General features: G+C 48.8%; 24 protein-coding genes. 6 read left to right on the forward strand and 18 right to left on the reverse strand.

What is annotated here, in order from left to right; all coding sequences use genetic code 11:
• Window positions 1-4 precede the first annotated feature (4 nt).
• Both trpD and HMPREF3047_RS06120 read right to left on the reverse strand, forming a co-directional pair.
• Window positions 5-1,033 carry an anthranilate phosphoribosyltransferase gene (gene trpD, locus HMPREF3047_RS06115; protein WP_070712638.1) on the reverse strand — a complete coding sequence of 343 codons (1,029 nt, stop codon included), beginning with the start codon at window positions 1,031-1,033 and terminating at the stop codon, window positions 5-7.
• Window positions 1,034-1,121: 88 nt separating this feature from the next.
• Window positions 1,122-1,712, reverse strand: coding sequence for an aminodeoxychorismate/anthranilate synthase component II (locus tag HMPREF3047_RS06120; RefSeq protein ID WP_003683598.1), 591 nt, complete (start codon window positions 1,710-1,712; stop codon window positions 1,122-1,124).
• A gap of 175 nt (window positions 1,713-1,887) precedes the next feature.
• On the opposite strand from HMPREF3047_RS06120, the gene HMPREF3047_RS06125 reads away from it, so the two are divergent.
• The 3 genes from HMPREF3047_RS06125 to kdsA all read left to right on the forward strand — a co-directional run bounded on the left by HMPREF3047_RS06125 (window position 1,888) and on the right by kdsA (window position 4,808).
• The gene (locus tag HMPREF3047_RS06125) at window positions 1,888-3,429 is read left to right on the forward strand and encodes a YdgA family protein (RefSeq protein WP_070712640.1); all 1,542 of its coding nucleotides are present in this window, start codon (window positions 1,888-1,890) and stop codon (window positions 3,427-3,429) included.
• 78 nt (window positions 3,430-3,507) lie between these two features.
• Entirely contained in the window at window positions 3,508-3,891 is a 384-nt protein-coding gene (gene panD, locus HMPREF3047_RS06130) for an aspartate 1-decarboxylase (RefSeq protein ID WP_003678944.1), read from the forward strand.
• 74 nt (window positions 3,892-3,965) lie between these two features.
• Window positions 3,966-4,808, forward strand: a complete 843-nt coding sequence (gene kdsA / locus HMPREF3047_RS06135) for a 3-deoxy-8-phosphooctulonate synthase (protein WP_070712641.1) — start codon at window positions 3,966-3,968, stop codon at window positions 4,806-4,808.
• A 57-nt stretch (window positions 4,809-4,865) separates the two neighbouring features.
• On the opposite strand, the gene mutL is transcribed toward kdsA, so the two are convergent.
• The 6 genes from mutL to HMPREF3047_RS06165 all read right to left on the reverse strand — a co-directional run bounded on the left by mutL (window position 4,866) and on the right by HMPREF3047_RS06165 (window position 11,254).
• Complete coding sequence (mutL, locus tag HMPREF3047_RS06140; protein ID WP_070712643.1) at window positions 4,866-6,842, reverse strand: DNA mismatch repair endonuclease MutL; 1,977 nt, start codon at window positions 6,840-6,842, stop codon at window positions 4,866-4,868.
• Window positions 6,843-6,878: 36 nt separating this feature from the next.
• Window positions 6,879-7,361 (reverse strand): GNAT family N-acetyltransferase, encoded by a 483-nt coding sequence (locus HMPREF3047_RS06145; RefSeq protein ID WP_003678948.1) that lies wholly within the window; start codon window positions 7,359-7,361, stop codon window positions 6,879-6,881.
• Window positions 7,362-7,432: 71 nt separating this feature from the next.
• Complete coding sequence (locus tag HMPREF3047_RS06150; protein ID WP_070712644.1) at window positions 7,433-8,569, reverse strand: 5-(carboxyamino)imidazole ribonucleotide synthase; 1,137 nt, start codon at window positions 8,567-8,569, stop codon at window positions 7,433-7,435.
• A gap of 83 nt (window positions 8,570-8,652) precedes the next feature.
• Complete coding sequence (locus tag HMPREF3047_RS06155; RefSeq protein WP_070712646.1) at window positions 8,653-9,222, reverse strand: RNA 2'-phosphotransferase; 570 nt, start codon at window positions 9,220-9,222, stop codon at window positions 8,653-8,655.
• Window positions 9,223-9,265: 43 nt separating this feature from the next.
• Window positions 9,266-10,741 carry an anthranilate synthase component I gene (trpE, locus tag HMPREF3047_RS06160; RefSeq protein WP_070712648.1) on the reverse strand — a complete coding sequence of 492 codons (1,476 nt, stop codon included), beginning with the start codon at window positions 10,739-10,741 and terminating at the stop codon, window positions 9,266-9,268.
• Between the two features lie 135 nt (window positions 10,742-10,876).
• Window positions 10,877-11,254 (reverse strand): hypothetical protein, encoded by a 378-nt coding sequence (locus HMPREF3047_RS06165; protein ID WP_070712650.1) that lies wholly within the window; start codon window positions 11,252-11,254, stop codon window positions 10,877-10,879.
• Between the two features lie 136 nt (window positions 11,255-11,390).
• Between HMPREF3047_RS06165 and HMPREF3047_RS06170 the strand changes: the two genes are divergently transcribed.
• Window positions 11,391-12,011, forward strand: coding sequence for a Smr/MutS family protein (locus tag HMPREF3047_RS06170; RefSeq protein WP_070712652.1), 621 nt, complete (start codon window positions 11,391-11,393; stop codon window positions 12,009-12,011).
• Window positions 12,012-12,063: 52 nt separating this feature from the next.
• Here the strand turns inward: HMPREF3047_RS06170 and HMPREF3047_RS06175 are convergent, their stop codons facing one another.
• From HMPREF3047_RS06175 to dnaB, 6 genes are all read right to left on the reverse strand, one after another.
• The gene (locus HMPREF3047_RS06175; RefSeq protein ID WP_070712654.1) at window positions 12,064-12,564 is read right to left on the reverse strand and encodes a PilX family type IV pilin; all 501 of its coding nucleotides are present in this window, start codon (window positions 12,562-12,564) and stop codon (window positions 12,064-12,066) included.
• A gap of 4 nt (window positions 12,565-12,568) precedes the next feature.
• Window positions 12,569-13,177 (reverse strand): pilus assembly PilX family protein, encoded by a 609-nt coding sequence (locus HMPREF3047_RS06180; RefSeq protein WP_070712656.1) that lies wholly within the window; start codon window positions 13,175-13,177, stop codon window positions 12,569-12,571.
• Entirely contained in the window at window positions 13,156-14,097 is a 942-nt protein-coding gene (locus tag HMPREF3047_RS06185; RefSeq protein ID WP_070712658.1) for a PilW family protein, read from the reverse strand. The genes HMPREF3047_RS06180 and HMPREF3047_RS06185 overlap by 22 nt, the downstream gene beginning before the upstream one ends.
• A 2-nt stretch (window positions 14,098-14,099) precedes the next feature.
• Complete coding sequence (pilV, locus tag HMPREF3047_RS06190; RefSeq protein WP_210399757.1) at window positions 14,100-14,780, reverse strand: type IV pilus modification protein PilV; 681 nt, start codon at window positions 14,778-14,780, stop codon at window positions 14,100-14,102.
• A gap of 15 nt (window positions 14,781-14,795) precedes the next feature.
• A complete protein-coding gene (locus HMPREF3047_RS06195; RefSeq protein ID WP_070712664.1) occupies window positions 14,796-15,461 on the reverse strand; it encodes a pilus assembly FimT family protein in 666 nt (221 codons plus the stop codon).
• 157 nt (window positions 15,462-15,618) lie between these two features.
• Window positions 15,619-17,025, reverse strand: coding sequence for a replicative DNA helicase (dnaB, locus tag HMPREF3047_RS06200; protein ID WP_070712666.1), 1,407 nt, complete (start codon window positions 17,023-17,025; stop codon window positions 15,619-15,621).
• Between the two features lie 154 nt (window positions 17,026-17,179).
• Here dnaB and HMPREF3047_RS06205 point away from each other — a divergent pair, with 154 nt between their 5' ends.
• The gene (locus tag HMPREF3047_RS06205) at window positions 17,180-17,761 is read left to right on the forward strand and encodes a superoxide dismutase (protein ID WP_070460856.1); all 582 of its coding nucleotides are present in this window, start codon (window positions 17,180-17,182) and stop codon (window positions 17,759-17,761) included.
• Between the two features lie 224 nt (window positions 17,762-17,985).
• Window positions 17,986-19,527: an L-lactate MFS transporter gene (locus tag HMPREF3047_RS06210; RefSeq protein ID WP_070584854.1), complete on the forward strand. Its 1,542-nt coding sequence runs from the start codon at window positions 17,986-17,988 to the stop codon at window positions 19,525-19,527.
• A gap of 58 nt (window positions 19,528-19,585) precedes the next feature.
• Here HMPREF3047_RS06210 and HMPREF3047_RS06215 read toward each other — a convergent pair whose 3' ends face one another.
• The 4 genes from HMPREF3047_RS06215 to pilW are packed head-to-tail and all read right to left on the reverse strand — an operon-like array spanning window position 19,586 to window position 23,372.
• The gene (locus HMPREF3047_RS06215; protein WP_070585503.1) at window positions 19,586-20,431 is read right to left on the reverse strand and encodes a DUF817 domain-containing protein; all 846 of its coding nucleotides are present in this window, start codon (window positions 20,429-20,431) and stop codon (window positions 19,586-19,588) included.
• Window positions 20,432-20,464: 33 nt separating this feature from the next.
• Window positions 20,465-21,730, reverse strand: coding sequence for a flavodoxin-dependent (E)-4-hydroxy-3-methylbut-2-enyl-diphosphate synthase (ispG, locus tag HMPREF3047_RS06220; RefSeq protein WP_070585502.1), 1,266 nt, complete (start codon window positions 21,728-21,730; stop codon window positions 20,465-20,467).
• 1 nt (window position 21,731) lies between these two features.
• Window positions 21,732-22,616, reverse strand: coding sequence for a helix-turn-helix domain-containing protein (locus HMPREF3047_RS06225; protein ID WP_070585500.1), 885 nt, complete (start codon window positions 22,614-22,616; stop codon window positions 21,732-21,734).
• A complete protein-coding gene (gene pilW / locus HMPREF3047_RS06230; protein ID WP_070585498.1) occupies window positions 22,617-23,372 on the reverse strand; it encodes a type IV pilus biogenesis/stability protein PilW in 756 nt (251 codons plus the stop codon). It lies immediately after the preceding gene.
• Between the last annotated feature and the right edge of the window lie 7 nt (window positions 23,373-23,379).

Below are 23,379 nucleotides of genomic sequence, written 5' to 3' on the forward strand. Positions count from 1 at the left end.
CAGTTTAGGCAAACTGTTTGCCAAATTCGATAAATTCGTCTTTTTTGGCTTTGGCCTTGCCGGAGTCGATGGCTTCTTGAGCAGCTTTGACACCGTCTGCCAGCGAAGCGACCACATTTCCTGCGTAGAGCGCGGCGGCGGCATTGAGGACGACGATATCGCGTGCGGCACCGGCTTTGCCGTCCAGCACTTCGTTCATTTTTTGCAGGGATTCTTGCGCATTTTCGACTTTGATTTCGTCTAAATTGCGGCGGACTTCCATGCCGAAATCGGCCGGGCTGATGTCGTATTCGGTAATTTTTCCGTCTTTCAGTTCGGCAACGCGGGTTTTGCCGGTCAGCGTGATTTCATCCAAACCGCCTTCGCCGCACACGACCAAAACATGTTTGGAACCAAGCTGTTGCAATACGCGGGAAAGAATGCCGCACAAGTCGATGTGGAACACACCCAAGAGTTGGTTTGCTGCGCCGGCAGGATTGGTCAGCGGCCCCAAAATATTGAAGATGCTACGGAAACCGAGCGAACGGCGGACAGGGGCAACATAGCGCATGGCGCTGTGATGGTTGGGCGCGAACATAAAGCCGATGCCGGTTTGCTGGATGCTTTGGGCAACCTGTTCGGGGTTGAGGTTGAGGTTGGCGCCCATTTGTTCCATGGCATCAGCAGCGCCGCTGGATGAAGAAACAGAGCGTCCGCCGTGTTTGGCGACTTTTGCGCCTGCCGCAGCCGCGACAAACATGGAAGTCGTGGAAATATTGAAGGTTTTGGCACCATCGCCGCCCGTGCCGACAATATCGACCAAGTCATCGGCGTTTTCCAGCGGCACTTTGGTGGCAAATTCACGCATCACGCTGGCTGCGGCGGTAATCTCGGAAACGGTTTCAACTTTAATCCGCAGGCCGGTCAGGATGGCGGCGATTTGCTCGGGCGGAACTTGGCCGCTCATGATTTGGCGCATGAGGTCGGTCATTTCATCGTAGAAAAGTTCGTTGTTGCTGATGAGGCGTTCAATCGCTTGTTGAGGGGTAATCATGATTTTTCCTTTGTTCGTGTCCGATGTGATTCAGGCCGTCTGAAAATGCGGTTTGAACATTGTCAAACACCTTTCAGACGGCCTTTCATTAAGATTTTTGCGGACGATAGTCTTTGAATTCTTCCAAGAAGTTTTTCAGCATATCGTGGCCGTGTTCGGTCAGCAGGGCTTCGGGGTGGAACTGTACGCCTTCGACGGCATATTCTTTGTGGCGTACGCCCATGATTTCGCCATCTTCCGTCCAAGCGGTAATTTCGAGGCAGTCGGGCAGGGTGGCGCGGTCGATGGCCAGGCTGTGGTAGCGCGTGCAGTTGACCGGATTGGGCAGGTCTTTAAACATGCCTGTGCCGTGATGGAAAACGGGGGAGACTTTGCCGTGCATCATTGTTTGCGCGCGCACGACATTGCCGCCGAACGCTTCGCCCATGGTTTGATGGCCGAGACACACGCCCATGACGGGCAGCCTGCCGGCAAAGTGCTGCATGGCCGCAACAGAAATGCCTGCTTCTTTCGGTGAGCAAGGGCCGGGGCCGATGACCAGATATTGCGGTTTTAGGGCTTCGATTTCTTCGATGGTAATTTCATCGTTGCAGCGTACCAAAACTTCCTGCCCCAATTCGGCAAAGTATTGAACGATGTTGTAGGTGAAGCTGTCGTAATTGTCGATAAATAAAAGCATTTGCAAACCTTTAATGACATCTTGGCAGACAGGGTAAGGCCTGCCAAAAGTGTAAAAATCGTTTATGTTTGCATAATATCACAATCTTTACCTAAAGGCCGTCTGAAACGGCGGATAAGACAAAACAGCTAAAAAATGCTATGCTTTACGCTTTGAACCTAATCTGTTTGAAGTGATGAAAAAGTATCTTATCCCGACTGCCGCCGTTGTTGTCGCCGCTGCGCTCGGCACGCCTTATTATCTTGGTGTCAAAGCGGAAGAAAGCCTGACCGAGCAACAAAAGCTGTTGCAGGAATCCGGTTTCCTGACCGTTGAGTCCCACCAATACGATCGCGGCTGGTTTAGTTCAACCGAGACGACCGTCATCCGCCTCAAGCCGACCCTACTTCAAAATACGCAAAAATACCTGCCGGACAATTTGAAAACCGTCCTGCAAGAGCCGATTACGGTCATCAACCACGTAACACACGGCCCGTTTGCCGGCGGCTTCGGCACGCGCGCCCACGTGGAAACCGAGTTCCAATACCATCCGGAAACCAAAAAAGTTTTAGACCGCTTCTTCGGCCAGCAAACGCCGTTGACCATGACCAATACGGTTTACCTTTCCGGCGACGGCAAACTCAGCCTCAATATTCCCGCCTTCGATTATGAAGAGCTTTCCGGTATCAAGCTCAACTGGAAAGGCTTTAGCGGCAATACCGATTACAGCCAAGGCTTCAAAAGCTATCGTCACGATTATCTTGCGCCGTCTTTGCAAGTCAAATTGGCCGACAAAGGTGATGTGTCTTTGGAAAACCTGCGCTTCCAATCCGAAACGGAAGACGGCCTGACCAAACTTGCTTTGGGTAAGAGCAGCATTACGTTGGATAAATTCCTGCTGCAATGGAAAGAAAATATCGATTACAACGTTAAGTTGAACGAATTGGTCAACCTTGTGACCAACCTGCAAATCGGTGCGTTTATCAATCCGACCGGCACGATTGCTCCGTCTAAAATCGAAGTCAACAAACTGCGTTTCGATACCCAGACCAGCGAAGTCGATAAATTCATCAACAGTGAAGGCCGCTTCCAATTTGAAAGCCTGACCTATGGCGAAGACAAATACGGCCCTCTGGATATCAATGTCGCTGCCGAACATTTGGATGCCGCATCACTTCTAGCATTGAAAAACAAAATTGCCGAAGTGTCCGTGAAGAAAATGAGCGAAGAAGAAATTCAGGCTTCCTTGATTCAGACGGCCAAAAACGAGGCTTCGGGCCTGTTTACCAACAATCCGGTTTTAAACGTCAAAACTTTCAAATTTACCATGCCTAATGGTGATGTCGATGTCAGCGGCAAGCTTGCCTTTAAAGGTTTGACGGCCAAAGATCTCAACAGCTTGGGCGATATGCTGAAAAAAACCGAAGCTGACTTCAACATGAGCGTACCGCAAAAATTGTTGGAACAACTCGCCGTCAACCAAGCAAGCAGCCTGTTTAGCGTCAATGCCGAAGATGAAGCCACAGGCCGTGCCAGCATCGACGATATCAACGAGACCTTGCGCCTGATGGTAGACAGCACCATCAAAAGTATGGCAAGAGAAAAATATTTGACCTTAGAAGACGATAATGTCAAAACCCATCTGACTCTGCAAAACAGCGAGTTGAAATTAAACGGAAAAGTCCTTCAAAGCGACCCGGAACCCGAGTTCGACGAATCAGACTTTCCCAATAACTAATCCTCAATCACACAAACAGCGGTTTTAGCTTCACTGAAGTTAAAACCGCAGATCAACCCACAATCAAAAAGGAAACCCATGTTCCGTACCATGCTCGGCGGCAAAATCCACCGTGCCACCGTTACCGAAGCCGACCTCAACTACGTCGGTAGCATTACTGTTGACCAAGACCTGCTGGATGCGGCAGGTATTTGCGTTAACGAAAAAGTCGCCATCGTCAACAATAATAACGGCGAACGCCTTGAAACCTACACCATCCCCGGCGAACGCGGCAGCGGTGTCGTTTGTCTCAATGGCGCGGCCGCGCGTTTGGTTCAAAAAGGAGACATCGTGATTATCATGTCTTACGTCATGTTGTCCGAACCCGAAATTGCAGCGCATGAGCCGAAAGTCGTCCTCGTCGATGAGAACAATAAAATCCGCGACGTGATTTCTTATGAGCCGCCGCACACCGTGTTGTAATATTCAAACAAAGGCCGTCTGAAACGTTTCAGACGGCCTGTTTCCCAAATTCAACTTATCTGAAAGGCTTTGCCGTGAATATCCAAATCAACAACATCACCGTCAGCAACGATGCGCCCTTTACCCTTTTCGGCGGCATCAATGTCCTTGAAGACCTCGATTCTACGCTGAAAGCCTGTGAGAAATACGTTAAAGTAACCGATAAACTCGGCATCCCTTACGTGTTCAAAGCCTCTTTCGACAAGGCAAACCGCTCTTCCATCCACTCTTTCCGCGGTGTGGGTTTGGACGAAGGCATGAAGATTTTTCAAGCGGTAAAACGTGAGTTTAACGTTCCCGTGATTACCGACGTTCACGAGCCTTACCAATGCCAGCCGGTTGCAGAAGTCTGCGATGTCATCCAGCTGCCTGCCTTCTTGGCGCGCCAAACCGATTTGGTGGTGGCAATGGCGAAAACCGGCAATGTCATCAACATCAAAAAGCCGCAATTCCTCAGCCCGTCTCAAATGAAGAATATTGTTGAGAAATTCCAAGAAGCAGGCAACGAACAAATTATTTTGTGCGAACGCGGCGCAAACTTCGGCTACGACAACTTGGTGGTCGATATGCTCGGCTTTGGCGTGATGAAAAAAACGTGTAACAACCTGCCCGTTATTTTTGACGTAACCCATTCCCTGCAAACGCGCGAATCCGGTGCCGCTGCGTCAGGCGGACGTCGCGCCCAAGTATTGGACTTGGCGCTTGCCGGTATGGCAACCCGATTGGCTGGTTTGTTCCTCGAATCCCATGCCAATCCCGACCAAGCCAAATGCGATGGCCCAAGCGCATTGCCACTTGTGCAATTAGAAGACTTCCTGACCCGTGTTAAAGCAATCGATGAAACCGTGAAATCGTTTGCGCCTATGGATATTCGTTAAGGGAAAATAAGTTAAAAGGCCGTCTGAAAGCATTTTCAGACGGCCTTTTTATTGGCATTACTGTCCGCGTAAAAACAACGCATCCAATTCTTTTAAAGTCAGTTTGACCCAAGTCGGACGGCCGTGGTTGCACTGGTTGCTGCGCGGCGTGTTTTCCATATCGCGCAGGAGCGCATTCATTTCCGGCAGAGTAAGCTGGCGGCCGGCGCGGACAGAGCCGTGGCAGGACATGGTGGCGAGGATGTGGTTTTCGTGTTCTTCGATGGTTTGGCTGCTGCCGACTTGGGCGAGTTCGCCCAATACGTCTTTGGCCAGTGAAACAACGTCGGCTTTACCGAGCATGGCGGGAACTGCACGGACGGCAAGGGTATTGCCGCCCATATCGGACAGTTCCAGCCCGAAGCCTGCCAGCGTTTCGGCATGATCGGCAAGGGCGGCGCATTCTTCGTGGGACGCGGCAAAGGTTACGGGAATAAGCAGTCGCTGGCTTTGCAGGTTGCCGTTTTCCTGACGTTGGCGTTTCATTTTCTCGTAGTTGACGCGTTCGGCGGCAGCGTGCATATCGATGAGCAACAGGCTGTCTTCGGCTTGGGCAAGGATGTAGATGCCTAGTAATTGGGCAATGGCAAAGCCGAGCGGCGGCAGTTCAGATTGAGAGGGAAGGCCGTCTGAAAGCGGCGTATCTGTTTTGGGATTAGGCGTTTCAGACGGCATATTGCCGAAACGTGCCTGCTCGAATTGGCTCAGCTCAAGGTCGATGTCGTCGGTTTTTTTGTAGAGCTCGGCATAAGTATTCATGGCCACGCGGCTTTCGCGCAGAGACAGGCTGCGTTGTTGCGGCACGCGCGCTGCTTGGTAAGGCATGGGTGCAGTTTTGCCTGATGAACCAAAGGCATTGCGTGTATCGGGTTTGTTGTCTGTTGGGTAGTTGGATGCGCTATCAAACAGATTTTCGCTGTCGTTTTCAGACGGCATTGGGGCAGGAGTAACGCCGGTAATGTCATGCAACACTTCGCCTGCGTTGCTGACGCTTTCGGTCAGGTCGGCGCGCGTGTCGGCAAGGGCTTTGTTGAGCGTGTGGAACACGAGTTGGTGTACTTGTTGGCTGTCGCGGAAGCGGATTTCGGTTTTGGTTGGGTGGACGTTGACATCCACGGCTTCGGGCGGCAGGTCGAGAAAGAGGACGAAAGCAGGCGTCAGCGCGTTGTGCAATACGTCGCGGTATGCTTGCTTGACGGCATGGAGCATGACTTTGTCGCGGACAAAACGATGGTTGACGAAGCAGTATTGTTTGTCGGTTTTACCTTTGGCAAAGGTTGGCTTGGCAATCGAGCCATAGAGTCGTAATGCGCCATTGCCGCTGTCAATTTCCAATGAGGCCGTCTGAAAATCATCGCCGACAATGGCGGCAATACGTTCATGCAGGCTTTGTGCAGGAAGCTTGAACACTTGTTTGCCGTCGCGTTTGAGTGAGAAGGCAATGTGCGGATGCGCCAGCGCGAGGCGTTCGAGCATGGTGGCGCAGTGGGCGTATTCGGTGTTTTCGGATTTGAGGAACTTGCGCCGCGCAGGGGTATTGAAGAAGAGTTCGGCGGCTTCGATGGTGGTGCCGACGGGGTGGGCGGCTGCCGTAGGGTTGCTGAGTTTGCCGTCTTCGGCTTTGACTTGTGTCGCGTGCGAACTGTCTTCTTGACGGCTGGTCAGGGTCAGGCGGCTGACGGAGGCGATGCTGGCCAAACCTTCGCCGCGAAAGCCCATGCTGGCAACGTGTTCCAAATCGTTTAGGGTTTTGATTTTACTGGTGGCGTGGCGGTGGAGCGCAAGCTCGATATCGTCTGGGTGGATACCGTTGCCGTTGTCGCTGACGCGGATGAGACGGATGCCGCCGCCGGCCAGCTCGACATCAATCGCTGTTGCGCCTGCATCGATACTGTTTTCAACGATTTCTTTTAAGGCGTTGGCAGGGCGTTCGACCACTTCGCCGGCAGCGATTTGGTTGACAAGATGGTCGGGCAGGGCGGCAATTCGGGACATCGGTTTCTTTCAAAAAAGCAACGGAGGAAGGGGAAATTACAGGTATTTGCGCATCAATTCGCATTCGACGCGGACGGTTTTGTTCAGCTGCAACACGGCAGTACCGAGCGATTCATAACGATTGAGGCGATAAAAAGGCACGGAATTGAGCGAGGCATACAGTTTGAGAAAGCTGAGGCCTGCATTTCGTGCCATTTCTTCGGCGCGGCTGAGGAGGGCCGTGCCTAAGCCGAGATTGTGGAAGAGTGGATGGACGTATAAGGCGTCCAGTTGCGCTTCTTTGAAATCGACTTGGAAGAAGCCTTGAATCAGCCCTTTGTATTCGACCACCCACAAGGCTTTGTTTTTATCGGAGATGGTTTCCAAATAGCTGTTGATGTCGAGCAGACTTTCCCATGTGTGCATAATGGTTTCATCGTAACTGCGGATGCAGGCGTATTGAACGGCGTGCAGATGGGCGTTGTGTATGGCTTGGCAGTCTTTTTCGGTTGCCGGACGGAGGATGGTCAGAAGGCTCATGGCGGATGGTCGGAAAAATTGATTTCAGACGGCCTTTGGCAATCAAAGGCCGTCTGAAAAAGTGGGTAAGGTTACAGGCTTTGATGTAAGGTTTGTGCGGTTTGGAACGCGTTGTCCGCATCGTTGGCCAAGACGGTAAAGTGGCCCATTTTTCGGCCTTTGCGCGCGGCTTTTTTGCCGTAAAGATGCAGATGTGCATTCGGGTTGCTTTGCAGCGGCAGCCATTCGGGTTCGCCGCCGTCTTCCTTCCAAACGTCGCCCAAAATATTCGCCATACAGCAAGAAGTCAGTAATTTGGTGTCAGCCGGAGGCAGGTTGCACATCAGGCGGACCTGTTGCTGGAATTGGTCTGCCGCGCAGGCGTCGATGGTATGGTGGCCGGAATTGTGCGGACGCGGCGCGATTTCGTTGACGACCAATTCATGTGTGTCGCCGACAACAAACATTTCTACCGCCAATACGCCGACGTAGTTCAATTCATCGGCCAATCGCTGCGCCATTTGTCGCGCCTGTTGCTGAATGTCGGCACTCAGTCGGGCCGGGACGATGGAGTAGGCGAGGATACCGTTTTCGTGAATATTTTCGGCAGGGTCGAAAGTTTGCACGTTGTCATTGTTCAGACGGCATACGATAACGGAAATTTCGCCACGCAAGTCCACCATTTTTTCCAAAACGCAATCCACGCTGCCGTGTTCGGCAAACGCAGCTTTGAGTTCGTCCACTGTTTTGACGCGGATTTGGCCTTTGCCGTCGTAGCCCAAAGTGGCAGTTTTCAGGATGCCGGGCAGAAATTGTACGCTTTCTTCAGTGATGTCTTCGGCTTTGCAAACTGCTTGATACGGCGCGGTTTGCAGGCCTGCTTTGCGTATCCATGCCTTTTCCTGAATGCGGTTTTGCGCGATGGCAACGCAGTCTCCGCTGGGGGAAACGTTGGTATGTTTGGCGAGAAAACGCATCGCGTCGGCATTGACGTTTTCAAACTCGGTCGTAACCGCCGCACATTTTGCTAATTCTTCCAAAGCTGCTTCATCATCAAACGGCGCGCACAAATGGTGGTCGGCAAATTCCGCCGCCGGCGCATTCGGGTCGGGATCGAGTACGGTTACTTTGTAGCCCATGGTTTTGGCAGCAACAGTAAACATTCTGCCTAATTGTCCGCCGCCAAGAATGCCGAGCATAGCAGGAGGGAGGATGGGGGATGTGTTCATGGATAATCGCTTTATGAAGAAATTGGGTAGGGTGTTTGTAGGCCGTCTGAACATGATGTTACGGCTTCAGACGGCCTGATGTTTTAAAGTTTGCCGATAAATTGCGGCGGAACGTTTTCAGTTAACCATACGCCGTTGTCCGCCAGATAAAATTGATGTCCTGCCGCAAGCATGGCGACAGTGTCGATGGTTAATACAAGCGGCTTGCCGTGTCGGGAGCCGACGTTGACGGCTGTTGCGGCATCGGCAGACAGATGGACAAAATGGCGCGAGGCAGAATGCAGGCCTTGTTCCAAAATAGACGGAACAGAGCGCTCAGCCGTACCGTGATACAAAATCTGAGGAGGCATTGCCACTTTGTGTTCGACCTGAACTTGTGCCGTCGAATGACCTTGCGCCGCGCGAATACGTTTGCCGTCTTCGGAAATCGTAAATCGTTTTTTATCGTTGTTTTCGACCACTTCCAGCAATACTTCGTAGGTCAGCGGACTGCCCGTAAAGCCGCGCTCGGGATGGTTTACCTGCGTCAGTAGGGTATCAATATCCACCCAGCCGTCTTTATCCAAAGTAATGCCGATTTGCTCAGGATGGTGGCGTAAGATAAAGCTGAGGAATTTGCTGACGGATTTTAATTGTTTTTCGTTGAGTATCATAATCTTGTTGTTTATTTATTTCAGAGTGCAGGCCGTCTGAAAATTATTTATCCAACCCTTCTTGCACCATTTGCGCTGCGCGGATTACTGCGCGGGCTTTGTTCTGCGTTTCCTGCCATTCGGAGGTTGGGTCGGAGTCGGCAACTACGCCTGCGCCGCTTTGGACGAAGAGGGTATTGTTTTTAATCACGGCAGTGCGGATGGCAATGGCCAAGTCCATGTCGTTGTTGAAACTCCATACGCCGACTGCGCCGCCGTAGATGCCACGTTTGCTCGGTTCGACTTCTTCGATGATTTCCATGGCGCGGACTTTTGGGGCGCCGGAAAGTGTGCCTGCAGGGAAGGTGGCGGCGAGGATATCCATGTTGGTCATGCCGTCTTTCAGACGGCCTTCGACGTTGGAGACGATGTGCATCACGTGGGAGTATTTTTCAATCACCATTTTGTCGGTGACTTTGACTTCGCCGGTTTTACTGATGCGGCCGACATCGTTGCGTCCTAAGTCAATCAACATGACGTGCTCGGCAATTTCTTTGGCATCGCTCAGCAGGTCTTGCTCGTTGGCGAGGTCTTCGGCTGGTGTTTTGCCGCGCAGGCGTGTGCCGGCGATAGGGCGGACGATGACATCATCGCGTTCGCGGCGGACGAGGATTTCGGGCGAAGAGCCGACAATATGAAAATCGCCGAAATCGTAGTAGAACATATACGGCGATGGGTTTAGCGTACGCAGGGCGCGGTAGAGGGCAAGTGGATTGTCGGTAAATTCCATGCTCATGCGTTGGCTGGGGACAACCTGCATGCAGTCGCCTGCAAAGATGTAGTCTTTGATTTTGTTGACGCAGGCTTTGAAAGGTTCTTCTCCAAATTCGCTGACTGCTTGCGTCTGCTTGCTGCCGAGGGAAAGCGGGATGGCGCAACTTTGGCGTAGCTGGGTACGGATGTCTTCAAGTCGTTCGCGCGCGCGTTCGTAGCCGTTGGCTTGAGACGGATCGGCATAAACAATCAGGTAGATTTTGCCGCTTAGGTTATCCACTACGGCAAGCTCTTGCGAGAGCATCAGGAGGATGTCGGGCGTACCGAGCGGATCAGCTTTGGCCGTATGTTTCAGGCGGTGGGCAAAATGTTCGAAATTGTAGATGGTTTCATAACCGAAGTAGCCGACCAGGCCGCCGGTAAAGCGTGGCAGGCTTGGGATTTCAGGCGTTTTGAAGCGGTTGTGGAAGGCTTCGATAAAGGGCAGGGGATTGCCGTCGTGTTGTTCGACGATTTCGCCGTTTTGATACACATTGACATGTTTGCCGCTGGTTTTGAGATAGTGGCTGCAAGGCAGGCCGATAAAGGAATAGCGGCCGAAGCGTTCTCCACCGACAACGGATTCGAGCAGGTAGGTGAAAGGCTTGTTGGCAAGTTTGAGGTAGATTGAGAGCGGTGTGTCCAAGTCGGCAAGCAGCTCTTGAACGAGTGGAATGCGGTTGTAACCTTGTGAGGCTTGGGCTTGGTATTCTTGTTTGCTGATCATCTTGATAAGTCTTTCAGACGGCCTGTTTTAGGGTGTTAAATCGTGTGAAGAGTATAGCATTTAATTGGGATTGTTGACAGTCTGAGCGTTATGTCAGATATGGAAAACGCCGTCTGAAAAAGACGGCGGGAGGTATCAGGCAAGGGTATTGGAGATTTTGTTTTTCCGGCTTCGTTTCCACTTGAAGAGATAAGCGGCAACAACGGGAATCAGGGCGATAATGGATTTGAATGTCCAGCCTGAATACCATGTGCCTTCGGGAACGTCGCTTGCAAGCCAAGTGAAGTACGGCCACCAGCAGGCAACCAGGCTGCCGAGGAACAGCGGCCAAATATGACGGCTTAAGTTGCGTTGCCATAAAAGGAAACAGATGGCCGCCCAAACGAAAGTCAGTACGGTAATCAGGAGAATGGTGTAGGCATCTGAAATCAGGATGGCGGCAATGTAGTAGCTGAGTACGACCCATAATAGGGCAAGTATCAAGACGATGATTTCTTCCGGGCGTTTAAACATGATTTCTCTCTTTTGTAATACTGGCAATGCGTTAATACTATACCCTAAACAAGAAGCGATGATAAGAGTCTTTCAGACGGCCTTGTAGTCGGGTTTGCTATAATGGGCGCAATCAATTTTTTGGAAAGGACAAACCATGAAGGCAAACTTTCAAGAAACGCTGAAGGCTTTGGGTAAACAGGCGAAAAAGGAAGCCGCGGAGCGGGAAGCCGAAGCGAAGGCTAAAAAGCAGGTAGAGGATGTGGATTTCAGTAAGGCGGTTGGCAAGGTTACGCCGTTAAAAAATCCTGGTAACTATTATGAACAGCCTCGTGATAAATCGCCTATCAAGCCGCGACCTAAAGAAATGGCGACTTTGGAGCAGGAAGATTATTTTTATGTAGGCAGCGGCGGCTGGGAAGAACCGCCGGCTTCGTTCAGTAAAAACGGGCAGGGTAAAAATGATTTGATGCGTTTGCGAAACGGTCATTATCCTGTTGTAGCGGATGTAGATTTGCACGGCTATACGCAGGAGGAAGCGCAGCAGGTATTGAACGAATTTATTGAGTTTACGAAAAAACGCGGCGTTTGCGGTGAGATTGTCCACGGTAGCGGCTTAGGTTCCTCAGGCTATAAACCGGTTTTGAAAAATATGACGCGCCGCTGGTTGATGCAGCATCCTGATGTATTGGCTTATGTCGAGCCCCGACAAGGCAATGATGGCGCAGTCAGGATTTTGTTGAAGCGTCAACGCCGAGACGATGATTGGAAACAGTAAAATATAAAAAGCAGTGTCGATAAAATGACACTGCTTTTTTATGTTTATCAGACTAAGAAGATTTCTTTTTGGAAACCGATTCGCAACCTTTGCCATTGGTCATTGTAGTTTTGGACTTATCGGCAGAATCAATATCAGTACATTTGTAAGCATTGCCCAAACTATCCATCCAAACGGAAAGGGTATAGCCTGTTTTTGTGGGAATGGCTTTCAAACGATAGGCCCGGCTTTTATTGATATCTTCGGCAGAGTATTTCATTTCGGCAGAGTATTTGTATTTGTCTGCCAAATCTTTATGGCCTTTGTATTTGGAAATAAAGTCATCCAACTCGATTTTAATCTCATTAGTTTTCCACTTTGGATTTTTAACCATCTGGTTTTTAAAAGCAGAATTGATGGCGACTAACTCGGCATGCGCTTGTGATTGGTAGCCGCGTTCAATGTAGCGATTGTAAGAGGGAATGGCAATCACGCTCAGGATGGCTAAGATGGCGACGGCAATCATCATCTCAACCAGCGTAAAGCCTAGTTGTTGGGTAGAGGTGGTATTCATTTTATTATTCGCTGGCAACGTAAGATTGAAGAACAACTTGGGTATTGACATTCTTACCCCATGCCTTGGCGGTAACGCGGTAAATAGTACGGTTGTCGGCAGAGTTAGTGCCTAAATATTCGATGATGTGGAGAGGAGGTTTTACCTTAATACCACTGATTTTGTATTCTTTACCGTTTTTTTCAATACATTTATCCGTGCCACATTTACGCACCCAGGCCTCATCTTTTGAAGTACCAGTCACAGTAATCGTACCTTCTGCAGTAAGATAAGAGCCGGCATTAACGTGTGCTGCTTTGCATAAACCTTTCTGTTTATTATCTTTATCTTTATCTTTAGGTTTGGTTTTCGAGGTCGAAATACAATCATCAGTGAAAGGAAAGTCCCCATCCTCAATTTCGTAAATGCGATTCTCCCCTTCACGCAATGCTGCTTCGGCGAGTGTAGTTGCAAATTTATGGTCAGCATCGTTTGTACTGATACGCTGTTCGGTATTGTAGGACTGGGTGGCTGTAACCACGAGCAGGGCGATGACGACCATCATCATTAAGACGATAAACAAAGCATAGCCTTGTTGCTGGTCGGGCTTGATTAGAGTGATCGGTCGGCGCATACGTTTCCTCCGCGGATGGTGGCATTAATATTATAGATATCGACTTTATTGTCTTGTTCTTTTGATAGGTCAATACTGCCGTTATTCAGTACGATTTGGATAGAAGCCGGAGACTTGGCCTCAATTGAGGTATCCAATTGATCTGCATACTTAAAGGTTTCCGCATTTGCTCCACTTGCTGATGCATTTTCAGAATCAGAACATTCTGCATAGATATAATGGATATCCATAGCAGTGATGCCTTTAATCAACAGCTGCGGGTTGCTCCATGAGCCATCATTTGATAATTGGAAACGGAACAAACCGCTCTCTTCGCCAAGTTTACCGACAGCGTAGGCAATTATTTCATGTTTCATGATGGCGATACTGCCGTCTTGATCAGAGTCGGTAATTTTTAAAGCCAATTTTGCCGCAGCCAAATCTTTAATTTCTGTGTGAGGTTTGGCAATGCCGGAGCAGCTGCTGGCAATGGCAGTTTTTTCAGTTGAGTCTGCTTTGTCGATACCGTATTGAAACAGCAGGATTGGGTCTTTACCGGTTTGAGCAAAGCTGCTATAGCTTAATTTATTGATTTCTTTAACCGGCAACAGATTATTCACACCAGCTGTTTTCAATGTGTATTCATCTGAGCTTTTGTCTTCTATTACTGCAGAGGCAGGAAAATTCGCCATATTGAAGCAGCCGAAATTGCCTGCCATACGCGCATCGCGGACGATCATGTTGGCGGTGTTGCGCAAATCTTGTTGGATACCGATGCGGGCGTTGGCAGATTTGTTTAATCCGCGTGCAGTAAAGTAAGTGGAGCTGACAGCCATTAAGACAATCATGCTAAGCAGGCTGGCAACCAAAAATTCAAGGATGCTAAAACCGCGAATGGCGGTTTTATTGGGAATATGGTTGAGTAAGCGTTTATTGTTCATTGTTAGTCTCTTACGCGTGATTGGTAGGTATAGACAACGTGATGCCCCGATGTGTTGAGATTTTTTGCGGTATTTTCTTCTTCGACATCTTGCAACCATAAAACTTTAACGATGGTTGTGTCGCCTTTGCCATCGCAGTTTGCTTGGAAGCCATTTTCGTAAGTCGGCTCTGCACCGGAAGAATCTTTACAGATAGTGAAGAAGAATTGGGCTTCGGGAAGGGCTTTGGCTAAGTCGGCTTTAAACTGGGCAATTTGAGCCTGTGCAAGTTGGGTTTTGTTCATTTTGGCTTCAAATTTTGCAGTTTGCTTTGAGTCTTTCAGCTGTTCAGAGCTTGATGTGATGTAATAAGCATCATCATAGGATTTTTTATAACGGGAGGTTTCTTCACCTGTTATTTTATCGACTTCTTTTTTTTCAGAGAGCGTTGGATTAATGAGCATACCTTCAATCAGATTTTGCGTAATTTGGGCGACGGCGGTTTGATTTTCAGACTCGCGCACATTGGATACGGTACGTAGTTGGACAGCCAGAAGGGCCAGCACACCGATAGCAAGGACAAACATGGCAATCAAAACTTCAATCAGGGTCATGCCTGATTGAAGTTTTGGAGTAAAGCTTGTTGAGCTCGTTTTCAGACGGCCTTTAAATGATCTGAGATGAGTAGGATTAGTAATGTTCATAAGATACCGTTGTTATTATTTGGAAGTGTATTCGCACATTTTGCGATCATCGTTTTTAGCACAGATTTCGACATGCCCATTGCCATTGATTAAAAGTACGGTAGCACGGGCTTTTTTGGTTTCAGCATCGTCAGCTGATTTATCTGTCAGGCTGATTTTGATGTGGCCGTCTGAAAATTGATAATTCTTGCCATCGGTTGAATGTTCAAATGTACCATTGGGCAGGAATTTCCACCAGACTTCTTTTGGAGCCGAAGAGGAGAGGGCAGAACGGTCATTGCTGCTAGGGATATAGTTGAAGCTGTATTTCACTTTTTCAGTGTCGCCATTGAGAATAATGGAGCGGATGGATAAATCGACACCATCATTTTTATAGTTTGAATCTTCGTTTTTATCAGCGTAGGCCAACATACCATTACCGGCATATTTGGAATCGCAACCATTATTGGGCGAGCCATCGGATTTAATTTTGACCGGGCAGATGTAAACGGGAAGATTGAGACGGACGGCCTCATTACGCGCGAAGCGCAGCAGATTGGCAATTTGCTCTGCTTGCGATGCCGTACGTCTGGAGGCAATCCATTGATTCATATTGGGAAGTGCGATGACGGCCATTACTGCTGCAATAGTAATGACGATCAGCAACTCAATTAGGGTGAAGCCTTTTTGTGTCTGATACATGAGTGATTTTTTGGTGGTAATGTGTTGGGTAACTGACGTTTTCTCTTTTGTACTTGCCTGTGGCAATGTTTTTGCTTTTATTAGATTTATTTTAAACGATTTTGTAATGCGTGACTAATGAAATATGAAATTCGGTTAGTTTTTCAGACAATCTGTCTCAATCTTCCATCAACATGGATTCTGGAACATAGGCGGCATTATCAAATTTGGTAAATTGACCCATCCAAGTGAGGAATACTTTCCCGACTGGACCGTTACGGTGTTTGCCGATAATACATTCCGCCAAGCCTTTTGCGGGTGATTCTGAGTTGTAGTATTCATCACGATACATGAACATAATCAAGTCGGCATCTTGTTCGATTGCGCCGGATTCACGTAAATCGGACATCATTGGGCGTTTGTCGGTACGCTGTTCAACGGTACGGCTCAACTGCGACAGGGCAATGATGGGAACTTGCAACTCTTTAGCCAATGCTTTGAGGGAGCGCGAAATTTCGCCAAGCTCAGAAGCACGGTTGTCAGAACGGCCGGAGCCTGACATTAATTGCAGGTAGTCGATGACGATCAAGCCCAATTTACCGTTGAACTGGCGAGCAAGACGACGGGCGCGGGCGCGGAGTTCGAGCGCGGTCAAGCCTGGAGTTTCATCGATATACATTGGTGCATCGGAGAGTTTAACAACTGCTTCGTTCAGACGGCCCCAGTGTTCGTCTTGCAATCTGCCGGTTTTTAAAACGCTTTGGTCTAAACGTCCGACTGAACTCAGCATACGCATAACCAGCTGCGCACCGCCCATCTCCATCGAAAATACGGCGACAGGCAGCTTGCCCTCTACGGCAACGTGTTCCGCAATATTGATCGAAAAGGCAGTTTTACCCATAGACGGACGGCCTGCGACGATGATCAAATCGCCCGGTTGAAGGCCTGATGTTTTTTTGTCGAGGTCGATAAAACCTGTCGATATGCCGGTTACCTCATCAGGATTGTCGCGCGAATAAAGCATATCGATGCGCTCGACCACTTCTTTCAAAAGGTCGGGCATCTCAAGGAAGCCTTGTTTGGATTTGGCGGTACTTTCGGCGATTTGGAATACTTTGTTTTCTGCCTCGTCCAAAAGCTGGCCTGCATCGCGCCCTTGCGGATTGTATGCGCTGCGTGCAATTTCCGTGCCGACTTCGGCAAGCTGGCGCATGATGGAGCGCTCGCGCACGATTTCGGCGTAGCGGCGGATATTGGCAGCAGACGGCGTGTTTTGCGCCAGTGTAATCAGATAGTTGAATCCGCCTGCCGCTTCCAATTCTTCATTGCGTTCCAAATTTTCTTGGACGGTAATGACGTCGGCAGGACGGCTTTCATTAATCAGGTTGGCAATCGCACGAAAAATCAGGCGGTGTTCGTGGCGGTAAAAATCCTCGCCGGAAACGACATCGGCAATACGGTCCCAAGCAGAATTTTCCAGCATCAGGCCGCCCAAAACGGATTGCTCCGCTTCTGTGGAATGCGGCGGCAGTGATAATGCGCTGATTTCACGGTCTTCAGACGGCATATCGGGATAATTGCTCATGACGGGCATCTCTGGCTGGAAAATTGTAATCCGCTATTATAACGCAGTGTAAGTTCAATTGGTTTGTTTAGGCTAAAGCAGGTAAAATAGCTATGTTGTCAATATGACGACGTACACTACCAAAATATAAATATCAATAATCAGGAGCATAAAAATGGAACACAAGCTGCCACAATTGCCTTATGAGCTGGATGCATTGTCCCCACATCTGACCAAAGAAACTTTGGAGTTTCACTACGGCAAACACCATCAAACTTACATCACCAATTTGAACAATCAAATCAAAGGCACTGAGTTTGAAGAAATGCCTTTGGAAGAAATCCTGAAAAAATCTTCCGGCGGTATGTTCAACAACGCTGCTCAAACGTGGAACCATACTTTCTACTGGCTGGGCTTTACCCCTAAAGGCCAAGGCAAACCTGCCGGCGAATTGGCTGCAGCCATCGATGCCAAATGGGGCAGCTTCGAGAAATTCCAAGAAGCGTTCGATGCTTGCGCGGCCGGTACTTTCGGCTCAGGTTGGGCATGGTTGGTGAAAACGCCTGCCGGTGAATTGGATCTGGTTTCTACTTCCAATGCAGGTACTCCGCTAACTACTGAAAACACTCCGCTGTTGACTTGCGACGTATGGGAACACGCCTACTATATCGACTACCGCAACAGCCGTCCTAACTACCTGAAAGGTTTCTGGGAAATCGTTAACTGGGATGAAGTTGCCAAACGCTTTGCCGCATAAAACGATATGAATGAAAAGGCCGTCTGAAGAATTTTCAGATGGCCTTTTTGTCGATATGGGCGTGATGAAATAGTTTAGATGAATGTTTTTTCTGTTTGATGCGCAAAATTATCATGGAGCAGAAAAAAGGATAAACGGGAGATTATGCTAAAATATTGTCAACAATTTTTCGATTCCACATGATATGGAATCAGCGTTTGACACATATCACACAAGAGGATTTTATGAAATTTCTAGACCGTGAGGCGACCATTGCCAAACCCGGCTTTAATCGTTGGCTGGTACCGCCTGCCGCTTTGGCCGTGCATCTTGCCATTGGGCAGATATACGCTTATTCCGTGTTCAATGCGCCGCTGACCAAGCTTATCGGTATTACTGAGTCGGCTGCAGGAGATTGGAAGCTGACCACGGTTGGCTGGATTTTCAGTATTGCCTTGGCGATGTTGGGCGCGTCAGCAGCCATGTTCGGTACATGGATGGAGCGCGTTGGGCCGCGTAAAGCAATGTTTGTTGCTGCCTGCTGCTTTAGCTTGGGCTTTTTTGTGTCGGCGATCGGCGTCCATACGCACAATCTGTTTTTGCTTTATTTGGGTAACGGTGTGATTGGCGGTGTTGGCTTGGGCTTGGGCTATATTGGGCCTGTATCGACACTGATGAAATGGTTTCCTGATAAACCGGGTATGGCGACAGGTTTGGCGATTATGGGCTTTGGTGGTGGCGCAATGTTGGCCTCGCCTTTATCCGTGTCGCTGATGAGTTTTTTCTCCAGTGAAACTTCGGTTGGCGTAGCGCAGGCTTTTGTTGTTTTAGGATTGTTTTATCTGGTGTTGATGATGTTCGGCGCGTTTACCATCCGCATACCTGCCGATGGCTGGAAACCTAAAGGTTATGTTGCACCGAAAATCAAAAACAAATTGGTCAGCAGCAATCATGTCAATGTCTCACAAGCCATGAAAACGCCGCAATTCTGGCTCTTGTTTTGGGTATTGTGTCTGAACGTGACAGCGGGTATCGGCGTTTTAGGTCAGGCTTCTGTCATGATTCAGGAGCTGTTTTCTGAAACTTCTGTCGGTAAACAGGCTGCCATTGGCGCAGGTGCGGCGGCAGGTTTTGTGAGCCTGTTGAGCCTGTTTAATATGGGCGGCCGCTTTTTGTGGTCCAGCGTGTCCGATAAAATCGGGCGTAAAAATACTTATACTATTTTCTTCGTGCTCGGCTCGCTGTTGTATTTTGCCATTCCGTCTATTGGCGGGAGCGGTAACAAGGCTTTGTTTGTTATTGGGTTCTGCGTCATCATTTCCATGTATGGCGGTGGTTTTGCAGCGATTCCGGCGTATCTGAAGGATTTGTTCGGTACTTATCAAGTCGGTGCAATCCACGGTAGGATTTTGCTGGCATGGTCAACTGCGGCCGTTATTGGTCCGGTGTTGGTCAACTATATCCGCCAAAGCCAAATTGAAAGCGGCGTTCCGGCTGCCGAGGCTTATAGCATCACCATGTACATCATGGCAGGTTTGTTGATTGTCGGTTTACTGTGTAATTTGAGTGTCCGTTCGGTTCATGAAAAGCATCACGAAAAAGACATTAAGGTCGCGGCACATAGTGGTAACCCCGATGATGAAACCGCTGTATCCGATGCCTATCTGATCAGCAAAAAAGTATCAGCGGGCGGTATCGGAGTATGGTGGCGCTGGGCTTTGGTCTGCGTTCCTTTGGGCTATGGTGTCATTATGGTGTTTGTTAAAGCATTAAGTTTGTTTAATTGATTGTTGAAAATGAAAGGCCGTCTGAAAGTTTCAGACGGCCTTTTAAAATATTAAGCAACTAATCTTTCGATACGCTGATGGTATGTTTGATGTGTTTTAAATTCGCAACGATGGTAAAAGTCATCATCACCAGTAACGCCCATGAACTCCATTTACTGATGTGTACCGATGCCCACGCGCCGATTTGGTTGGGATAGCGCCAAACGCCGAATAGGGTTCCCAAATTTTCCGCCAGCCAAATAAAAAATCCGATCAGGACGAAAGCGAGCAGGAGCGGCATTTTGCGAGTGGTGTCATAGGGCGTGTATAAGACCGTTGTCCGGGCATATAGGCCGAGAGCGAAAGCGGCAAGATACCAGCGATAGTCGCCAATATAGTGATGGGTAAAGAAATTGATATAAATCGCCAGTGCGCACAAAGTGCCCAACCAATACGGCGGATGACTTTTGATTTTTAAGTCAAACAGCCGCCATGCTTGAATGATATAGCTGCCGACCGCAGCATACATAAAGCCTGCAAACAGCGGTACGCCGCCGATTTTGGTGTATGCCTCATCAGGATAGCTCCAAGACTGGATATCGCCTGATGTTTTAAACCACTCTAAAGCAAAGCCCACCAAGTAAAACAGCGTAATCGATTTCACTTCATCCCAAGTTTCCAACTTGAAATACAGCATGGCTGCTTGTACGGAGATGGCAAAAATCAGCAGTAGGTCGTAGCGTGAAATACCCAACCAGCCTGTTTTCGGAACGAGGAACATGGCAATGAAAAACAAGCCTGCAAATAAGCAGGCTCGTGCTTCTTTTAAACCGAAAAACCAAAATTCAACGATAAAGCGTCGCCAACCATGCAAATCCTTGCGTTTGGGATGTTCAGTCAGCCAAGTATCCAGTTTGCCCAACATATTTTCAGACGGCCTCTTTATCTTGAAAATGTTTTAGGCAGATTGAATGGGAATAACGCGGTTTTGCTTACGTTTTGCGCCACCTTCGCAGTAGTTGGTTTTGACATAATCTTCAACGATTTGTAAAAACTCGGCAGCGATATTGTCGCCTTTAAGGGTGACTTTCCGTTCTCCGTCTACATAAACCGGCGCAACCGGAGTTTCGCCTGTACCGGGCAGGCTGATACCGATATCGGCAAGCTTGCTTTCGCCCGGACCATTTACCACGCAACCCATTACGGCGACGTTCAATGATTCAACGCCTGGATATTCAGTGCGCCAAACAGCCATTTTTTGGCGTAAATAGTTTTGTACGTCTTGAGCCAACTCTTGGAATACGGTACTGGTGGTGCGGCCGCAACCCGGGCAGGCTGTGACCATCGGCGTAAAGGAGCGCAAGCCCATAGTCTGCAGGATTTCTTGACCGACAATGACTTCTTGAGTGCGAGAACTGCCGGGCTCGGGGGTTAGGGAGATTCGAATGGTGTCGCCGATACCTTCTTGCAGCAATACGGCCAAGGCCGCGGTAGATGCTACAATACCTTTGCTGCCCATGCCAGCCTCGGTCAGACCGAGATGGAGCGGGTAACGGCAACGGCTGCCTAATTCGCGGTAAACCTGAATCAAGTCTTGTACGGCGCTGACCTTGCACGACAAAATGATTTTGTCTTCAGGCAAGCCCAAAGCCACGGCTTTTTCTGCCGATTCCAGCGCCGAAACAATCAAAGCCTCTTTCATGATTTCTTCAGGCGGCTTTGGTGCAGCGGAGGCCAAGTTGGCATCCATCATGCGCTTGGCAAGGCTTTGATCAAGCGAACCCCAGTTCACACCGATGCGTACGGCTTTATTGTTTTCTGCCGCTGTACGAATCATAAAGGCAAATTTCTCATCGCCTTTTGCGCCTTTGCCAACATTGCCTGGGTTGATGCGGTATTTAGACAGGGCTTTGCCGCACTCGGGAAATTCAGCCAATAAGCGTTCGCCATTGAAATGGAAGTCGCCGATCAGGGGCGTGGTATAACCCATATCGTCTAAGCGGCTGCGGATTTCAGCGACTTTGGAAGCCGCTTCCGGAGTATTGACCGTGATACGGACCATTTCTGAGCCGGCATCGCTCAACTCTTTGACCTGTCGGGCGGTTGCTTCTGCATCTGCGGTGTCGGTATTGGTCATAGATTGCACAACAACGGGCGCATCCGAACCGACGATGAGATGATCGATTTGTACTTGATGTGTCAGACGGCGTTTAGGTGTGGTCATTTTAGTTTTTTCCTGCAACAAAAGAGGCGGATTTTTCACCGGCAACACGGTATTTCAAAGGTTCGATAGGTGTGCCGCCGTAATTGGCTTCCGAGCCGGCTGCAATACCGATCCAAACATTGTAAGGTGCGCCGCCTCTCAGACGTTGTTCGCTTCCGGCTGGAACGATACGGCTGAATACAACTTTTCCATCTTTGTCTGTAATAATCAGATTGCTTCGGTATTGGACTTTAATCCAAAGTTCGTCTTTCTCAACTTTGACGGCAGGCTTCTCTTCTTGTGCTATGGCAGAAGCTTCAGAAGCTGCTTGATCATTAGCCACTTCAGGCTTATTGGTAATTTCTTTTTTGCCGTCTTCCGTCATTTCGCTAACGGCAACATTATCCGTTTTTAAGGCAGGCGTTTTCATCGTATCAGCAACATCTTTGCTGTTTTGAATATTTGCCTGTTCGTTTTCAAAACTGGATTTGCTTTGCCAAAAGTAAACGCCGCCTACAGCCAAAGCCAGTGCGGCTATCCCCAATATCCATTTTGGGAAGCCTTGTTTTTCAGTGTCTGTGTAGCTTAAGCCGGTGTTGGCACTGCGTGTTACCGCGTATACATGGTCTTCAAGTTGCGGAGTAATGGAGAGCAAATGTTTGGCGATGGTTTGTTCGTCGATTTTCAGAAATCGTGCATATGAACGCAAATAGCCTGAAACAAAGACTAAACCGGGAAAGCCTGAATATTCTCCTTTTTCCAAAGCATCAATTTGTTCGGCAGACAGTTTCAAACGTGAGGCAACATCTTGAATATCGATTTTGGCATCAGTTCTGTGTTTGCGTAATTCATCCCCCAATGTTTTGGCGGCTTGTGTGTCGTAGTTGATTTTATCGTTATTTTCCATTTAGTGGCCTGTTGTGACGGTTTGTAGTTCGTCTGAATAAGGGAAGTTTGCCCTAAGTTGGGCTTCGTATTCGTATGCGGCGTGTTTATTGCCCAAGGCGGTAGCCAAACGCCAGCCTAAAAGCAAATCATCAGCCTGCAGGACATCAACTTTGCTTTGGTATTGGCGGAAATAATAGTCGGCATCGTTCAGATTGCCTGCCATCATTTTGGTTCGGGCAAGTTCTTTGAAAGCAGGGAAGAATTGCGGATTCGCTGCTAAAGACCTTTCCAAATAGGCTTGGGCCAAAGAGTATTGGCCTAACCTTGCACTGCAAATGCCTTTATTCATATTGGCAATAAAGGGGCTTGGATAGGTTGGGTCGGCCAGTGCTTTATCAAAATAAGCCATAGATTCGGCAGGTGCATTCATTTGATTGCATAAGAACCAACCGTAATTGTTGTTAACTTCAGCACTATCCGGTTTTAAAGACAATGCTTTAAGAAAGCTTTCTTGAGCTTTGTCTTTGACTTTCAAATACTGATAAATCTCGGCGCGTACCAACCAAGCAAGGTCATTTTTTGAATTGGACTTAAGCGCCTCTTCGATACTTTCAGTAGCTTGGCGGTAGTTTTGGCCACGCATATATTCCACAGCCAGTTGGGTTTTGATATTAGAAACTTGAATGGCACGTTCTTTAGGGCTTGGGCCGGAAGAGGAAGCGCAGGCAGAAAGAGTCAGTGCGGTAAGTAATGCGAATCCGAACTTGATTTTCATAATTAAC

It is taken from the genome of Neisseria sp. HMSC075C10 (assembly GCF_001815615.1).
In the GTDB taxonomy this organism is placed as follows: domain Bacteria; phylum Pseudomonadota; class Gammaproteobacteria; order Burkholderiales; family Neisseriaceae; genus Neisseria; species Neisseria subflava_A.

Excerpts from the sequence above, each read along its gene's own strand:
- trpD (WP_070712638.1), bottom strand. The coding sequence starts at position 1,033 with ATGATTACCCCTCAACAAGCGATTGAACGCCTCATCAGCAACAACGAA.
- HMPREF3047_RS06120 (WP_003683598.1), bottom strand. The coding sequence starts at position 1,712 with ATGCTTTTATTTATCGACAATTACGACAGCTTCACCTACAACATCGTT.
- HMPREF3047_RS06125 (WP_070712640.1), top strand. The coding sequence starts at position 1,888 with ATGAAAAAGTATCTTATCCCGACTGCCGCCGTTGTTGTCGCCGCTGCG.
- panD (WP_003678944.1), top strand. The coding sequence starts at position 3,508 with ATGTTCCGTACCATGCTCGGCGGCAAAATCCACCGTGCCACCGTTACC.
- mutL (WP_070712643.1), bottom strand. The coding sequence starts at position 6,842 with ATGTCCCGAATTGCCGCCCTGCCCGACCATCTTGTCAACCAAATCGCT.
- HMPREF3047_RS06145 (WP_003678948.1), bottom strand. The coding sequence starts at position 7,361 with ATGAGCCTTCTGACCATCCTCCGTCCGGCAACCGAAAAAGACTGCCAA.
- HMPREF3047_RS06150 (WP_070712644.1), bottom strand. The coding sequence starts at position 8,569 with ATGAACACATCCCCCATCCTCCCTCCTGCTATGCTCGGCATTCTTGGC.
- HMPREF3047_RS06155 (WP_070712646.1), bottom strand. The coding sequence starts at position 9,222 with ATGATACTCAACGAAAAACAATTAAAATCCGTCAGCAAATTCCTCAGC.
- trpE (WP_070712648.1), bottom strand. The coding sequence starts at position 10,741 with ATGATCAGCAAACAAGAATACCAAGCCCAAGCCTCACAAGGTTACAAC.
- HMPREF3047_RS06165 (WP_070712650.1), bottom strand. The coding sequence starts at position 11,254 with ATGTTTAAACGCCCGGAAGAAATCATCGTCTTGATACTTGCCCTATTA.
- HMPREF3047_RS06170 (WP_070712652.1), top strand. The coding sequence starts at position 11,391 with ATGAAGGCAAACTTTCAAGAAACGCTGAAGGCTTTGGGTAAACAGGCG.
- HMPREF3047_RS06175 (WP_070712654.1), bottom strand. The coding sequence starts at position 12,564 with ATGAATACCACCTCTACCCAACAACTAGGCTTTACGCTGGTTGAGATG.
- HMPREF3047_RS06180 (WP_070712656.1), bottom strand. The coding sequence starts at position 13,177 with ATGCGCCGACCGATCACTCTAATCAAGCCCGACCAGCAACAAGGCTAT.
- HMPREF3047_RS06185 (WP_070712658.1), bottom strand. The coding sequence starts at position 14,097 with ATGAACAATAAACGCTTACTCAACCATATTCCCAATAAAACCGCCATT.
- pilV (WP_210399757.1), bottom strand. The coding sequence starts at position 14,780 with ATGAACATTACTAATCCTACTCATCTCAGATCATTTAAAGGCCGTCTG.
- HMPREF3047_RS06195 (WP_070712664.1), bottom strand. The coding sequence starts at position 15,461 with ATGTATCAGACACAAAAAGGCTTCACCCTAATTGAGTTGCTGATCGTC.
- dnaB (WP_070712666.1), bottom strand. The coding sequence starts at position 17,025 with ATGAGCAATTATCCCGATATGCCGTCTGAAGACCGTGAAATCAGCGCA.
- HMPREF3047_RS06205 (WP_070460856.1), top strand. The coding sequence starts at position 17,180 with ATGGAACACAAGCTGCCACAATTGCCTTATGAGCTGGATGCATTGTCC.
- HMPREF3047_RS06210 (WP_070584854.1), top strand. The coding sequence starts at position 17,986 with ATGAAATTTCTAGACCGTGAGGCGACCATTGCCAAACCCGGCTTTAAT.
- HMPREF3047_RS06215 (WP_070585503.1), bottom strand. The coding sequence starts at position 20,431 with ATGTTGGGCAAACTGGATACTTGGCTGACTGAACATCCCAAACGCAAG.
- ispG (WP_070585502.1), bottom strand. The coding sequence starts at position 21,730 with ATGACCACACCTAAACGCCGTCTGACACATCAAGTACAAATCGATCAT.
- HMPREF3047_RS06225 (WP_070585500.1), bottom strand. The coding sequence starts at position 22,616 with ATGGAAAATAACGATAAAATCAACTACGACACACAAGCCGCCAAAACA.
- pilW (WP_070585498.1), bottom strand. The coding sequence starts at position 23,372 with ATGAAAATCAAGTTCGGATTCGCATTACTTACCGCACTGACTCTTTCT.